At 73.2% G+C, this 14,633-nt stretch carries 10 protein-coding genes and 1 pseudogene; 1 reads left to right on the top strand and 10 read right to left on the bottom strand.

Annotated features, from left to right (window positions below; translation table 11 throughout):
* Positions 1–128: 128 nt before the first annotated feature.
* From ABZ404_RS20320 to ABZ404_RS20275, 10 genes and pseudogenes are all read right to left on the bottom strand, one after another.
* Complete coding sequence (locus ABZ404_RS20320; protein WP_358833519.1) at positions 129–2,567, bottom strand: UvrD-helicase domain-containing protein; 2,439 nt, start codon at positions 2,565–2,567, stop codon at positions 129–131.
* A 95-nt stretch (positions 2,568–2,662) separates the two neighbouring features.
* The gene (locus tag ABZ404_RS20315) at positions 2,663–3,421 is read right to left on the bottom strand and encodes a zf-HC2 domain-containing protein (RefSeq protein WP_358833518.1); all 759 of its coding nucleotides are present in this window, start codon (positions 3,419–3,421) and stop codon (positions 2,663–2,665) included.
* Positions 3,418–3,981 carry a sigma-70 family RNA polymerase sigma factor gene (locus ABZ404_RS20310; protein WP_101388525.1) on the bottom strand — a complete coding sequence of 188 codons (564 nt, stop codon included), beginning with the start codon at positions 3,979–3,981 and terminating at the stop codon, positions 3,418–3,420. The genes ABZ404_RS20315 and ABZ404_RS20310 overlap by 4 nt, the downstream gene beginning before the upstream one ends.
* 165 nt (positions 3,982–4,146) lie before the next feature.
* On the bottom strand, positions 4,147–4,713 hold the full coding sequence (locus tag ABZ404_RS20305) for an ABATE domain-containing protein (RefSeq protein ID WP_358833517.1): 567 nt from the start codon (positions 4,711–4,713) through the stop codon (positions 4,147–4,149).
* A 135-nt stretch (positions 4,714–4,848) separates the two neighbouring features.
* Positions 4,849–5,988, bottom strand: coding sequence for a uroporphyrinogen-III synthase (locus ABZ404_RS20300; RefSeq protein WP_358833516.1), 1,140 nt, complete (start codon positions 5,986–5,988; stop codon positions 4,849–4,851).
* Positions 5,989–6,121: 133 nt separating this feature from the next.
* Positions 6,122–7,453, bottom strand: coding sequence for a nitrate/nitrite transporter (locus ABZ404_RS20295; RefSeq protein WP_358833515.1), 1,332 nt, complete (start codon positions 7,451–7,453; stop codon positions 6,122–6,124).
* Between the two features lie 363 nt (positions 7,454–7,816).
* Positions 7,817–9,019 carry an acyltransferase gene (locus tag ABZ404_RS20290; protein ID WP_358833514.1) on the bottom strand — a complete coding sequence of 401 codons (1,203 nt, stop codon included), beginning with the start codon at positions 9,017–9,019 and terminating at the stop codon, positions 7,817–7,819.
* Positions 9,016–11,144: pseudogene (locus tag ABZ404_RS20285) on the bottom strand (bifunctional polysaccharide deacetylase/glycosyltransferase family 2 protein). The gene ABZ404_RS20290 and the pseudogene ABZ404_RS20285 overlap by 4 nt, the downstream one beginning before the upstream one ends.
* Before the next feature lie 71 nt (positions 11,145–11,215).
* Positions 11,216–11,953 (bottom strand): hypothetical protein, encoded by a 738-nt coding sequence (locus tag ABZ404_RS20280; RefSeq protein ID WP_358833513.1) that lies wholly within the window; start codon positions 11,951–11,953, stop codon positions 11,216–11,218.
* 283 nt (positions 11,954–12,236) lie between these two features.
* Positions 12,237–13,196, bottom strand: a complete 960-nt coding sequence (locus ABZ404_RS20275; protein WP_358833512.1) for a LysR family transcriptional regulator — start codon at positions 13,194–13,196, stop codon at positions 12,237–12,239.
* Between the two features lie 99 nt (positions 13,197–13,295).
* Between ABZ404_RS20275 and ABZ404_RS20270 the strand changes: the two genes are divergently transcribed.
* Positions 13,296–14,582 carry an MFS transporter gene (locus ABZ404_RS20270; RefSeq protein ID WP_358833511.1) on the top strand — a complete coding sequence of 429 codons (1,287 nt, stop codon included), beginning with the start codon at positions 13,296–13,298 and terminating at the stop codon, positions 14,580–14,582.
* The last annotated feature ends 51 nt before the right edge of the window (positions 14,583–14,633 follow it).

Below are 14,633 nucleotides of genomic sequence, written 5' to 3'. Positions count from 1 at the left end.
GAGCCGGTGCCACAACCAGGCTAACAAACCACTCCGGCAAGTGATTCGACCATCGCGCGTTGACTTCGGCGGATTTTTCGAAGCTCCCGGCATTCCGGACTTCCCGGGCGTCCCGGCGCTCCCCGCCCTCAGTCCCGCAGCAGGTCCGGCACCCCGTCCGCGTCCGGCTCGTCGCCCTCGCCCGAGACCACGGTGAGCTGCTGGGTCGCCCGGGTGAGCGCCACGTACAGCACGCGCAGCCCGGCCGGCGACTCGTCGGCGATCTCCGCCGGGGAGACCACCACCGTCGCGTCGTACTCCAGCCCCTTCGCCTCCAGGCTGCCGAGCGCCACCACCCGCTCCCCGAGACCCGCCAGCCAGCGCGCGGCCTGGTCGCGGCGCCGCATCGCGACCACCACGCCGACCGTGCCGTCGACCCGCTCCAGCAGCCGGGCCGCCTCCTCCCGCACCGACTGGGCGAGATCGGGACCGGCCACCGCGAAGCGCGGCTCGACGCCGGTGGAGCGGACCGCCGCCGGGGACTTCATGCCCGGCATCGCCAGCGCCAGCACTCGTGCCGCCAGCTCGGCGATCTCCGCCGGGTTGCGGTAGTTCACGGTCAGCTCGAAGCGCCGGCGCGGGCGCGAGCCCAGCGCCTCGTCGCGGGCGGCGGCCGCCTCGTCCGGGTCGGACCAGGACGACTGGGCCGGGTCCCCGACGACCGTCCAGGTGGCCGTGCGGCCCCGGCGGCCGACCATGCGCCACTGCATCGGCGTGAGGTCCTGCGCCTCGTCGACGATGACGTGGGCGTACTCGGTGCGCTCGAGCGCCAGCCGCTCGGCCCGCTCGCGCTGGGTCTCCTCGCGCTGCGGCATCAGCTCCTCCAGGCCGGTGAGCGCGTCCAGCGGGTCGTACTCGCGCTTCTTCCTGGGTCTGGCCGGGGTGCCCAGCAGCGTCTGGAGCTCGTCCAGGAGCGCCACGTCGTGCACCGAAAGGGGGCCCTGACCGCTCGCGTCGAGCCGGGAGAGCGAACGGGCCAGGCGCCGGGTCTCCCCCGGCGTCAGGACCCGCCGCGCCCAGCGGCCCAGACGCCGCTCGTCGCCCATCGCCGCGAGCACCCCGCGCGGGGTGAGCTCGGGCCACCAGGCGTCCAGGAACGCGATGAAGGTGTCCTCGGAGGTGATGTCGTCGTCGAAGGAGGAGCGCAGCTCGGCGGCCAGCTCGGGGTCCGTGTGGCGGCCGGCCGCGCCCGATCTGCTCCATAGGGCGTCCAGGAGCAGCTTGCGGGCGCGCGGGCGCAGCAGGTTGACCGGCGCGGTGCCGGACAGCGCGGCGTGCCGGATGCGGCGCAGCTCCTCGGCCTCCAGCTCCACGCGCCGCCCGAAGGCGACGACGCGCAGCCGGGTGGGGGTCGCGACCGCCCGGGCGGCGCTCTCCCCGGTCTCCCCGGCCTCTCCGGCGACCCCGGCCTCCGCGCCCTCCTCACCGAGGGCGAGCTGCCCGTGGTCCCGGGCGGGGGCGCCCCGCCGGTTCCTGGCGCGCGCCGGACCGGCCGTCTCCAGGGCTCCGCGCGCCGCCTTGCGCAGCACGTGGAGCATCCGGGAGGAGCCCTTGATCCGGGCGACGGCCGGCTCGTCGTACGCCGTGGCCTCGGCGCCGTCGACCAGGCTGCCGACCGCGCGGATCGCCACCTGGCCCTCCTCGCCCAGCGAGGGCAGCACGCCCTCGGTGTACGCCACGAGCAGCGGGGTCGGGGAGACGATGAGGATGCCGCCCGCGTACCGGCGGCGGTCCTGGTAGAGCAGGTACGCGGCGCGGTGCAGCGCGACGGCGGTCTTGCCGGTGCCGGGGCCGCCCTCCACGTAGGTGACGGACGCGGCGGGCGCCCGGATCACCAGGTCCTGCTCGGCCTGGATGGACGCCACGATGTCCCGCATGGTGTGGCTGCGGGCCTGGCCGAGCGCGGCCATCAGGGCGCCGTCGCCGACCACCGCCAGCTCGGCGCCGTCGAGGGTGGCGGTGAGCTCCGGGCGCATCAGGTCGTCCTCGACGCCGAGCACCTTGCGGCCCTTGGAGCGGATGACGCGGCGGCGCACCACCCGGCCGGGGTCGACCGGGGTGGAGCGGTAGAACGGCGCGGCGGCGGGCGCGCGCCAGTCGATGACCAGCGGGGCGTAGTCGGAGTCCAGGACGCCGATACGGCCGATGTGGAGCGTTTCGGCGATCTCGGCGTACTTGCCGCTCGCGTCCTCCCGTACGGCCCCCTCGGCGGGCTCCACGGCCGTGTAGGCCCCGTCGGGGCCCTTCTTGCCGTCCTGGCCGAGGAGGAGGTCGATCCGGCCGAAGAGGAAGTCCTCGAATTCGTTGTTGAGGCGGTTGAGGTGGATCCCGGCCCGGAAGACCTGGGCGTCCCGTTCCGCCAGGGCTCCGGGCGTTCCCACCTGGCCGCGCTGGGCGGCGTCGTTCATCAGGAACTCCGCCTCGTGGATCTTCTCCTCCAGGCGGCGGTACACCCTGTCCAGGTGTTCCTGTTCGACTCCGGTCTCACGGTCTCTGACCGAGTCGACAGCGGCTTCCTGCGCGGCCACCGGGGCCCCCTTCTGACGTGCATTGGGCAGCCGTCAACCGTACGCCAAGGGGGCGGGTCTGTCAGGCGGTGACCGGCCGCCCGGCCGGTCACCGCTCAGGCCGGGACGTCCACCAGGGCCTTGCCGTCGAGGGTCCGGACCTCGAAATGATCAATCTCGTCCCGGTTCATGGCGGTACCGCCGTGCACATAGAGCGGGTACTCCGCCTCCTTGTGCGGGCTGTCCTTGATCCCGTATCCCCACTTCGGCACCGCCCAGGTGGTCACGGTCTCCTGCGCGCCGTCGCGGCCGACCGCGATGAGGCTGCACTTGAGCGGGCCCTTCACGTTCTTGAGCTGGAGGACGGTGTGGGTGCCCCAGCCCTTCTTCTCGGTGCCGACGGTCGCGGTGACCCCGGTCGTGGCGTCGGTCGCCGCCACCTTCTGGGTCATGTGGTTGAAGAAGGCGTCCTCGGCGGGGCTGGTCGGGTGCGGCTCGGCACCGGCGCTCTGGCGCGTACCGCCGTCGGAGGTGGCCACCACGGCGATCGCCGGGCCGCCCACGATCAGCGCGGCGGCCGCCGCCACCAGGTAGGTGGTGCGGCGCCTGCGCCTGGCCCGGCGCGCCGCCACCTCGTCGATGAGCCGCTCGCTCATGCTCGGCGGCGCCGGGCGCAGCGGCCGCGCGGCGGGCCCGGGGAACTCCTTCAGGGTGGCCAGGAGCGGCTCCAGCCCGCCGAGCCGGTCGAGCTCGGCGGCGCACAGCTCGCAGCCCGCCAGATGGGCCTCGAAGGCGGTGGCCTCGGCGTCGTCGAGGATGCCGAGCGCGTACGCGGCGACCGCCTCGTGCTCGGACTGGTACTCCGGCGTGCTCATGCCGTCACCCCCCGTTCCTCCAACGCGAGTTTCATGGACCGCAGGGCGTAGAACACCCGGGACCTGACGGTCCCGCTCGGCACACCCAGCACTTCGGCCGCTTCATTGACCGTACGTCCTTTGAAGTACGTCTCGACCAGCGCCTCGCGGTGTGCGGGTGTCAGGTCGTCGAGCGCGTCCGAGAGCGTCATCAGCCACAGCGCCTTGTCGATCTCGTCCTCCGCGGGCATGACCTCCAGCGGCGACGGATCGACCTCCTGCGGCCGGGCCTGCCGGCTGCGGTGGCCGTCGATGACGATGCGCCGTGCGACCGTCACCAGCCAGGGGCGGACCGAACCGGTCGCTCTGTTGAGCTGACCGGCGTTCTTCCAGGCACGGATGAGCGTCTCCTGCACGACGTCCTCGGCTCGCTGGCGGTCGCCGGCGACGAGACGGAGCACATACGCGAGCAGCGGGCCCGCGTGTTCGCGGTAGAGCGCCCGCATCAGCTCCTCGTCGGGGACGGAGCGGTGCCGGGCGCCTTGCGGACGGTCATCGGCCACGGCGGCATCCTTGCGCACCAGAACCTCCCGGTCGAGACCCGGCCGGCGCGCGGGTCGCGTTCCGGCTCACCTCTCCATACGGGCGGTTGACCGCATCCATTCAAACGATGGCCGAGAAATGTTTGGCGGCCCCGCGGCCCGGCTGACCGGCCGGGTCTCACGGCCCGGCCGACCGGCCGGGTCTCACAGAGCCGCGGCGGCCGTGCGCCGCCGGTGGCGCGCCACGCGCTCGCGGTTGCCGCACACCTCGCTGGAGCACCAGCGCCGGCGCCGTCCGCGCGAGGTGTCGAGGTAGAGCCGGAAGCAGTTGTCGCCCTCGCACCGGCGCAGCCGGGACCGGTCCTGCGGGTCGGTGAGCAGCTCCACCGCGTCCCGGGCGACCACGGCGAGCAGCGCGGTGCAGTCGGGGGCGTCGCTGAGGCTGCGCACCAGCCGCCCGTCGGCGCCGCGGATCGCACGTACGCCCGGGGGTGCGGCGGCGGCCAGGGCATTGACCCGCTCCAGCGCGGCCGTGGCCGTCCCGCCGCGCCCGCCGAGCTCGGCGTCGACCAGATCCCGGATGTGCTCGCGCAGTTCGGCGAAGCGCGCCGGCCACTGCCCGTCCGCCTCCGGGAGGGGGGTGCCCGGCGGCACGAGTCCGGCGCCGACGAGCCACTGTCCGAGCCGCCCGGCGCCGTCCAGCTGATCGCTGTCGTACGTCCCGGTCGCCACCAGATCCAGACAGATCCGCCCGGAGTCGAACCGCAACATGCGCCACCGCCTTGGGGGTTGCCGGTGCGTGCCGTACCCCCAGAGTGCCCGCCCATCGGCGGCGCCGGAAGCCCTCCTGCCGGCCGCGCCCCGACCGGCGCCCGCCCGGGGGCGGCTCCCCCGGGCGGCCGCTCCTCAGCCGTCCGCGTACTTCGCGTCCGCCGCGGGGTCGAGGGCCAGCCGGTAGCCGCGCTTGACCACGGTCTGGATGAGCTTGGGGGCGCCCAGGGCCGTACGCAGCCGGGTCATCGCGGTCTCCACGGCGTGCTCGTCGGTGCCCGAGCCGGGCAGCGCCCTGAGCAGGTCGGCGCGGGAGACGACCCAGCCGGGCTGCTGGGCGAGGGCGCGCAGCAGCGACATCCCGGCGGGCGGGACGGGCCGCACCTCGCCGTCGACCAGGACCGCGTGGCCGCGGATCTCCACCCGGCGCCCGGCGATCGGCAGGGCCCGCGCCCGGGCGGGCAGTTCGCAGCAGAGCAGCTGCACCAGCGGCCCGAGCCGGAACCGCTCGGGCGAGACCGTCTTGATCCCGCGCGCCTGGAGCGGCAGCGCGGTGACCGGCCCGACGCACGCGGCCAGCACGTCCCGGTCGAGCGCCCGCAGCAGCTCGGGGAGCTGCCCGCGCTCCTCGGCCCGGGAGAAGAGGGAGGCGGCGGCGGGCGCGCTGGTGAAGGTGAGCGCGTCCACGCCGCGGCTCAGGGTGAGGTCGAGCAGCCGGTCGAGCGGGCCGAGGTCCTCGGGCGGCAGCCACCGGTAGACGGGGACGCCGACGACCTGGGCGCCGCCCGCCCGCAGCGCCTCCACGAAGCCGGGCAGCGGCTCGCCGTGCAGCTGCACGGCTATCCGGCGGCCCTCGACGCCCTGCTCCAGGAGCCGGTCCAGGACCTCGGCCATCGAGTCGGACGAGGGCGACCACTCCTCGGTGAGCCCGGCCGCCCGTATCGCGCCCTTGACCTTCGGGCCGCGCGCGAGCAGCTCGGTGGCGCCGAGCCGGGCGAGCAGTGACTCGCCGAGCCCCCAGCCGTCGGCGGCCTCCACCCACCCCCGGAAGCCGATCGCGGTGGTGGCGACGACGATGTGCGGCGGCTCGTCGATCAGCTCCTTGGTGGCCGAGAGCAGTTCGCCGTCGTTGGCGAGCGGCACGATCCGCAGGGCGGGCGCCTGCACCACGGCGGCGCCGCGCCGCTGCAGGAGCGCCCCCAGCTCGTCGGCGCGGCGGGCGGCGGTGACTCCGACCGTGAACCCCGCGAGGGGTCCGTGCTGTGTGTCGACCATGGCTCTCCAACCGGGGTGGTGCGGCGGCTGGCCCGAGCCTGCCAACCCCGCGTGACAGGCTCGGTTCGCGCGCGTGTCCCCCGCGTTACGGCGGGGGCGGGCGCGCGCGCCCCGTAGGACCTATTAGACCTCGTCAGACCTCGGCGTATACGGGCTCGGACGCGGTCGGTGCGCTGACCGGGCGGCGAAGGTATACCGCCCAAGTGGTCGTGAAACAGGCCGCGTAGAAGGCGAGGAAGGAGACGAAGGCGGCGGTTCCGGTACCGCCCGTCATGAACGACTGGCGGAAGGCGAGGTTGATCCCGAGGCCGCCGAGCGCCCCGACGGCGCCGATCAGCCCCATGGCGGCCCCGGAGAGCCGCCGCCCGTACGCCGCGGCGGTCTCGCCCTCCATGCCCCGGGAGACGGCCGTGGCCTGGAAGATCGCCGGGATCATCTTGTACGTGGAGCCGTTGCCGAGCCCGCTGAGCACGAAGAGCGCGATGAAGCCGACGAGGAAGACCCCGAGGGACTTCTGTACGGAAGCGAAGATCACTACCCCGGTCGCGGCGGCCATCGCGGCGAACGTCCACAGCGTGATCCTCGCCCCGCCGACCCGGTCGGCGAGCGAGCCGCCGATGGGCCGGATCACCGAGCCGAGCAGCGGCCCGATGAAGGTGAGGGAGGCGGCCTGGAGCGGGGTGCGCCCGAACTGCGTCTGGAGGACGAGCCCGAAGGCGAAGCTGTAGCCAATGAACGACCCGAAGGTCCCGACGTACAGGAACGCCATGATCCAGGTGTGCCGCTCGCGGACGGCCTCCAGGGCGGCGCCGGTGTCGTTCTTCACGGGCGCGAGGTTGTCCATCTTCAGCGCGGCGCCGAGGGCGGCGGCCACGATGAGCGGCACGTACACCCCGAGCACGATCCGCGGGTGCGTGGCCCCGGCGGTCCCGATGACGAGCAGCCCGATGAGCTGCACGACGGGCACCCCGATGTTGCCGCCCCCGGCGTTGAGCCCGAGCGCCCACCCCTTCTTCCGCAGCGGGAAGAACGAGTTGATATTGGTCATGGAGGAGGCGAAGTTCCCGCCGCCGATGCCGGCGAGGGCGGCGACGAGCATGAAGGTCGTGTACGAGGTACCGGGCTCCATCACGGCGAACGCGGCGCCCGCGGGCACCAGCAGCGACAGCGCGCTGAAGATGGTCCAGTTCCGGCCACCGAACTTGGCGACGGCAAAGGTGTAGGGAATCCGCACGACCGCGCCGACGGCGGTGGCGGTGGAGATCAGGAAGAACTTCCCGGCGGGGTCGACGTGGTAGGCGGGCCCCATGAACAGGACCATGACCGACCACATGGTCCAGATGGAGAACCCGATGTGCTCGGAGAACACCGAGAACCAGAGGTTGCGCCGGGCGATCCGCTCCCCGGTCCGCTCCCAGAACACCTCGTCCTCGGGATCCCACTCCTCGATCCAACGGCCTTTCATGACGCCTCCCTGATCGACGGGTCGTAGCGCTGCGGCGCGCGGGACCGCCCCCGCTGGCTGTTTCCGGACACCGACGGTAGGGAGGCCGCATTTCACCCCCGTGCCGCCGCGTGACCACGGGGCAACCTTGTGTTCACGGACGAAGGCCGGATGCGGTGAGGCCGCCCCCCTCCCCCGCCCTCACGGCACCGGTCCCTGCTGTGTGAGCACGCCTGTACGGGGTGATCCTGGGGGAAGGGGGGTTTGTCGGGAACGGGGGGTGTCCGCAGTCGCACAGGGTGTGGGGCAGGGCCGGGCACGGCGCGAGGGCCCGGAGCAGTGCTCCGGGCCCTCGGGTACCGCGATCCGGCCGACGGGCCGCCGTCAGTGCTTGCGGCGGTCCCGCGCCCTGCCGTCCGGCCAGAGCCGGGGGCTGCGCTTGGCCGCCACGTCCTCGATCCAGCCCGTGGACAGGATCATCAGCCCGATCAGCGGCCAGACCAGGACGAACATCCACTCGTCATAGGTCGTGGTCAGGAATCCGTCGAAGTGCGAGCCGATGCCGGGGACGTTCCACAGCTGGTCGAGGAGCGGCACGGCAGCGGCGATCAGCGCGTTGTGCCACAGGTAGATCGTGACGGCCCGGTTGTTGGAGAGCGTGACCAGGCGGTCGGAGCGGGCCAGCCGGCCCGGCAGTTGCGGCCAGGACGGCGAGTAGGCCAGCAGGATCGCGCAGAAGCCGAACGACCAGGTGGCCTGCGCCAGCGGGATGTCGTTGAGGTCCCAGCCGTCCTGGGTGGGGTGCCCGGAGGCCCACCACAGGCCGAACGCCATCACCATCGACGCGCAGGACACCAGCAGATAGCGCGGCAGCTTCTGGATCAGCCGGTCGTGGTGCGCGAAGCCGAGCACCCAGCAGGCCGCGTAGGTGACGAAGTCGGTGATCACCGCACCGGTGTCGCCGGGGATGGTGACCACACCGGTCCCCAGGACCGCCGTCAGCGCCAGCGGGGCCAGCAGCACCGCCCAGGGCAGCTTGCGGAACAGCTTCAGCAGCAGCGGCGAGGCGAGCACGAACCACAGATAGGCCCGCAGGTACCAGAGCGGCTCGGCCGCCTGGACGGCCCAGGTCTGCTCCAGCATGCCGTCCTTGTGGCCGATCGACCACGGGAAGGGCGGGGTGCCCACCGGCACCAGGTAGTTGAAGAGCTTGGCCCACCACCACAGGCCCTGCTCCTTGTCCGGCTTCCAGCCCGCCGCGAACATCGCGGCCAGGATCACCGCGCCGAACGCCCACATCGGCGGCAGCAGCCGCCGCAGCCGGCCGCGGATGACGCTCCAGGCGGGCCGGCTCAGCGAGCGCGCCATCAGCGATCCGGCGAGCGCGAACATCACGCCCATCGACGGGAAGACGATCGAGAGCCAGGCGAAGCCGAAGAGGTGGTAGACGACCACGCGGACGAGCGCGAGCGAGCGCAGCAGGTCCAGATAGCGGTCGCGGCCCGACGCCTTGGGCTTCGTCTCGGCGCTCACCGCGGCCACGGCCGCGGGCACCTCGACGAAGGGCTGGGGTATCGGTGCGGTCATGCGACGGGCCTCCGGTCGACGTTCTCCTTGCTGCCGCGCTGGCTGGGGATGCCCCCCGGCGCCTCCACCACGCCCGTGCGCCGCAGCTTCTGCCAGCGCAGGCGGCCGCCGGTGAGGGCGGTGATCCAGGACTGGAGGAGCACCACGTACATCAGCTGGCGGTAGAGGATCTGCTGGAGCGGGAGCGACACCAGGTGGGTGAGGCGTTCGCGGTCCAGGCGGAAGGCGTAGGCCGCGCAGACCAGTTGGATCAGCAGCACGCTCAGCCACGCCACGACGGTCTTCTGGGTCGGGCCGAAGACCAGGCCGTAGAGGAGGAACACGTCGATCAGGGGGGCCAGCAGGGGGGCCAGGACCATGAACAGCGACACCAGCGGCAGGCCCACGCGGCCGAAGCGGCCCGAGGGGCCGCGCTCGAAGACGGCGCCGCGGTGCTTCCAGATCGCCTGCATCGTGCCGTACGACCAGCGGTAGCGCTGGGACCAGAGCTGCTGGACGGACTCGGGGGCCTCGGTCCAGGCGCGCGCGTTCTCCGCGTACACCACGCGCCAGCCGTCGCGGTGCATGGCCATGGTGACGTCGGTGTCCTCGGCGAGGGTGTCCTCGCTGATGCCGCCGACCCGCTCCAGGGCGGTGCGGCGGAAGGCGCCGACCGCGCCGGGGATGGTCGGCATGCAGCCCAGCACGTCGTACATCCGGCGGTCGAGGTTGAAGCCCATCACGTACTCGATGTGCTGCCAGGCGCCGATGAGCGAGTCGCGGTTGCCCACCTTGGCGTTGCCCGCGACCGCGCCGACCTTCGGGTCGCCGAACGGCTGCACCAGCTCGCGTACGGTCGACGGCTCGAAGACGGTGTCGCCGTCCATCATCACGACGATGTCGTAGCGGGCGTTGCGGATGCCGTTGTTGAGGGCGGACGGCTTGCCGCCGTTGGGCTGGCGGATCACCCGGACGTTCGGCAGCCACATCGCCTCGACGATGTCCGCGGTGCCGTCGGTGGAGCCGTCGTCGACGACGAGGACCTCGATGGGGTGGTCGCTCGCCATCAGCGAGCGCACGGTGTTGGCGATGCACTCGCGCTCGTTGTACGCCGGGACGATCACCGAGACCGGTTCGGTGACCTCCGGGCCCCAGCGGAAGCCGCGCCCCCGCACCTTGCGCGCGTGCAGGAACGACAGGATCAGCATCAGGCCGAACCGGGCGAAGACCAGCACCCCGATCACGGCGAGCCCGCCGACCAGGACGTCGGTGGTGCGCTCGGAGACCTGGACCGCGAAGACGAACGCCTTGCCCTTCCACAGGTCCATGCCGGTGACCGGGGTGTGCCGCTTGGCGCGTTCAGGGCCTCGGTCAGGTTCACGAACGTGTAGCCCTTGCCCTGGAGCCGGGGCAGGAAGGTGTCGAGCGCGGCCACGGTCTGCGAGCGGTCGCCGCCGGAGTCGTGCATCAGGACGATGGCGCCCCTGCCGTGCTTGGGCGTGGCGTTCTTGATGATCGCCTCGATGCCCGGGCGCTGCCAGTCCTCACTGTCCGTGGAGTCCAGCGCGGTGATGTACCCGCGGCTGCCCACGTACTGGATGACCGGCCAGTTCTGGTCGTCGATCGCATCCGCGAACGACGAGTACGGCGGCCGGAAGAGGGACGTGCGGATGCCGGCGGCGCCTTCGAGGGCGAGCTGGTTCTGTGCGAGCTCCCAGTCGATGCGGGCGTGCGACTGGTAGGAGAGGTCGGGGTGGTTGAAGGTGTGCAGGCCGACCTCGTGGCCCTCGTCGACCATCCGCTTGATCAGTCCGGGGTAGCGGGCGGCGTTGGCGCCGGTGACGAAGAAGACGCCGTGCGCGTGGTACTTCCTCAGCTGGTCGAGCACCTTCGGGGTCCAGGTGGGGTCCGGACCGTCGTCGAAGGTGAGCACCAGCTTGTGCTGGGGGATGTCGAGGCTGGTGGGCTTGGCCGTGCCCCGCGCGTCGATGACCGGGCCGCCGTCCAGGATGCGCTCGGGCACCTTGCCGGTGGATGCCTCGGGGCGTATGCGGTGGTCGGCGAGTATCTCGTTGTGGACGTACCCGCGCAGCATCAGCATCGCGAAGAGGGCGACGAGGAAGAGCAGGGGCAGCAGGTACCGCATGGGCGGCTTGCGGCGCCTGGGCTTGCGGGACGTACCGGGACCCGTGCGAGGGGTCCTGCGGCGAGGGGCTTTCACGTACTGGCTCCAGAGGGCGGAGTCGGCTTCGTCGACAGTCCTGTCGGGCTGCCGGACGAAGCGGTGGGGAGGCCGGGGCCCGCCGAGTGGCCGCCGGTCGGCTTCGCGGTCTGCGAGGTGCGGGGGCGCGGGGAGGCGGGGGCGGGCTTCGCGGGGTGGCTGGACTTGGCCGGCTTGGGGGTGCCGGAGGCCTTGGGCCGCCCGGATCCGGTGGCCGTGGGGTGCGTCCTGCTCTTGGCGGGGACGCCGGGCCTGACGGTGGCGGGGCGGGGGGTGTGCGACTCGGTGGGGGCGGGGGTGACCTGGACGGTCTCGGTCTTCTTCTCCTTGGCGGCGGGCCCGGGTATGCCGAGCCAGGGCGCGCGGGAGCTGCCGCCGAGCAGACTGCCGACGAGCATCACGGCGTAGCAGGTGCATGCCAGGCCGAAGACCCAGCCGAGCCGGCGCAGGTTCTTGCCGCGGCGGCCGCTCTCGTCCACGAAGACGGGGCCGTCCGGGTCAGCGCCGGCGACCGGCGCCTGGATGTCGACCCGCACCTCGGGCTGGGCCTGCGTGTGGGCCTGGTGCTGGACCTGCGCGTGTGCCCGGGGCTGGACCCGCGTCTGCGCCTGCGGCTGGACCTGGGTCCGCTCCTCGGACGGGGACCAGCCCTGCGTCGGGATCCGCGTCCCGGCCCGCACGGGATCCTGCGCCGACGGGCCGCCCGGCAGGCGTCCGGCGACGTTCAGTTCCATCGTGAAGTCGTCGAGCGGGCCTCGGGGCTCCTCGACCGGGTTGGGGGATCGCCCCTGAGATATGTCTTTTCGCCAATTGTCCACTTTGCGTACGCACTTCCCCACTGGATGATTCGCGGGTTGCGCGCACTCCTCTAGCGGGCGCTGCGTTCCGGATCGGGTCCCCACCCGTTCCACGCACCCCCACTACCACACCGCACCCGGGGAATGAATGTAGCGCACACCGCTGTGAGCCAGGTTCACGCACGATGTGTTGTTCCTCAACTGGAACACCAGAGTGGCATCAGCGAGACATGAGCGACAGATCCCCCTCCGGAAGCCAGCTGCCGGGGGGCAGATCCAGCCATCCGGACACTTCGCCCATCCGCCGGGCGACCTCGCGCAGAACCCGCAGGCCCGGGTGGGTCAGCCCCTTGCGCCACACCAGGGACACCGGGGACAGCGGTACGGGAGCGGTCAGCGGCCGGAGCACCATCCCGGGGATCTCCAGGAAGTCGGTGCTGGCCAGCACCGACCAGCCGCGCGCCAGTACCACCCGGGCGAACTCCTCCTTGCCGGAGATCTCCGGGAAGGGAGCGGCCAGTTCCGCACCCCGCCCGGCGAAGAGCCGTATGGCCAGATCCGTCCACTCCGCGGTCGCCGGATTGCCCGCCCCCGCATAGAGCGTCTCCCCCGCGAGCGCGTCCACGGGCACCTCCGCGAGCCCCGCGAGGCGGTGGCCCTCGGGCAGCAGCACCGCCATCCGCTCGTACCGGACCGGCTGGTGCGACAGACCCGCGAGCACCGAGGGGCCGAGCCCGGCGACCCGGCCGAAGGAGACGTCGAGGCGCCCGGCGAGGATGTCGGCGGCGGCCCCGGTGAGCCCGCTCAGATAGCGCGCCACGAACTCCTGCCCGGCCGCCGCCTCCCGGGCCCGCACCAGCACCCGGTGGCCGGTGCCGACGGGGGCGCTGATGTCGACGAGCAGCGGCCGGGACTCGGCGGCCCAGCCCGCCCGGAGCTCGTCGTGCGCGGCGAGTACCCGTCGCGCGTACGGCAGCAGCCGCTCGCCGTCGGCGGTGAGCTCCACCGCGCGCGTGGTCCGCACGAACAGCTCGGCGCCCAGGTCGCGTTCGAGCCGCCGCACATCCCGGCTGAGCGCCTGCTGGGCGACGAAGAGCCGGGCGGCGGCCCGGGTGAAGTGCAGCTCCTCGGCGACGGCGGTGAACGCGCGCAGCAGCCGGGGGTCGATGTCCTGGGTCACGGACGGCAGTCAACCGTACGGCCGTTGACAACGGAAGTGCGTGAATGGCCTCTGATCAGGTGTTGGACGCCCGCGCCCACGCCCGGGGAAGCTCGGTGCATGCCGCAGCTGATGACCGTCTCGGGTTCCACCCTGGTGCTCGCCGGGCCCGCTCCCTACGAACGCCCTCCCCGCGGGCCCCGCCGCACGGCGCCCGCGAGAGCCGCCCGGACCGCCCCCTACCGCAGCCTCTTCGCCGTCCCCGGCGCCCGCGCCTTCACCCTGGGCAACCTCATCGCCCGGCTGCCCATGGGCATGTTCACCGTGAGCGCCGTGATCATGATCGCCGGGTCGCGGGGTTCGTACGCCCTCGCCGGGGCCGTCACCGCCACCGGTCTCGCCACCACCGCCCTGGTCGCGCCGTGGACCGCTCGGCTGGTCGACCGCCACGGCCAGGCCCGCGTCGCCGTGCCCGCCACCGCGGTCGCGGTGCTCGGCTCACTGGCGCTGGTGCTCTGCGTCCGCCTCGGCGCGCCCGACTGGACGCTCTTCGCCTCCTACGCCGCCACCGCCACCACCCCGAACACCGGCGGGATGTCCCGGGCGCGCTGGGCGCACATCCTGCGCGGCGACTCGGCGGCCCTGCACACCGCCAACTCCTTCGAACAGGCTGTGGACGAGCTGTGCTTCATGCTCGGCCCGGTCGCCGCGGCCTTCCTCTGCACGGCCCTGTTCCCGGAGGCGGGGACGCTGGCCGGGGCGGTGCTCCTGATGACGGGCGTGCTGGTCTTCTCGGCCCAGCGTGCCACGGAACCGCCGGCGGCCCCGCGCGCCGCCGCCCGCCCGCCGCTGCGCCTGCCCGGCCTGGCCCCGCTGCTCGGCGTCTTCCTCGCCACGGGCGCGGTGTTCGGCTCGATGGAGGTGGTGACCCTGGCGTACGCGTCGGGGCTCGGCCAGGGTCCCTCGGGCGGCGCGGTGCTCGCCCTCCAGGCGGCCGGGTCGGGGGTGGCCGGACTGCTCTACGGCTCGGTGCGGCCCGCGCGTTCGCTCTCCCGGCGGCTGCTCGTGTGCGTGGGGGCGATGACGGCGCTGATGTGCCTGCCGCTCCTGGCGGCGGCCACCGGTTCGCTGGCGGTGCTGGCCGGCGCCCTGCTGCTGGCCGGGGCGGCGACCGCGCCGACCATGGTCACCGGGATGACCCTGGTCCAGCGGCTCACGCCCGAGGGCCGGCTGAACGAGGGGATGACCCTCGCGGTCACCGCGATCCTGGGCGGCATCGCGGCCGGCTCGGCGACGGGCGGCTGGCTGACCGACCACGCCCCGGCCACCACGGCGTACCTCGCCCCGGTCTGCGCGGCGGGTCTCGCGCTGGTGGCGTGCGCGGCGGGCCCGGCGCGGCGGCGCTGAGGGCGGGTGGTCCGTACCGTACGGACGGCACAGGGCCCGGCACGTACGACG

Source organism: Streptomyces sp. NPDC005878, assembly GCF_040629815.1.
In the GTDB taxonomy this organism is placed as follows: domain Bacteria; phylum Actinomycetota; class Actinomycetes; order Streptomycetales; family Streptomycetaceae; genus Streptomyces.
This window is presented reverse-complemented; position numbering and strand designations above follow the sequence as displayed.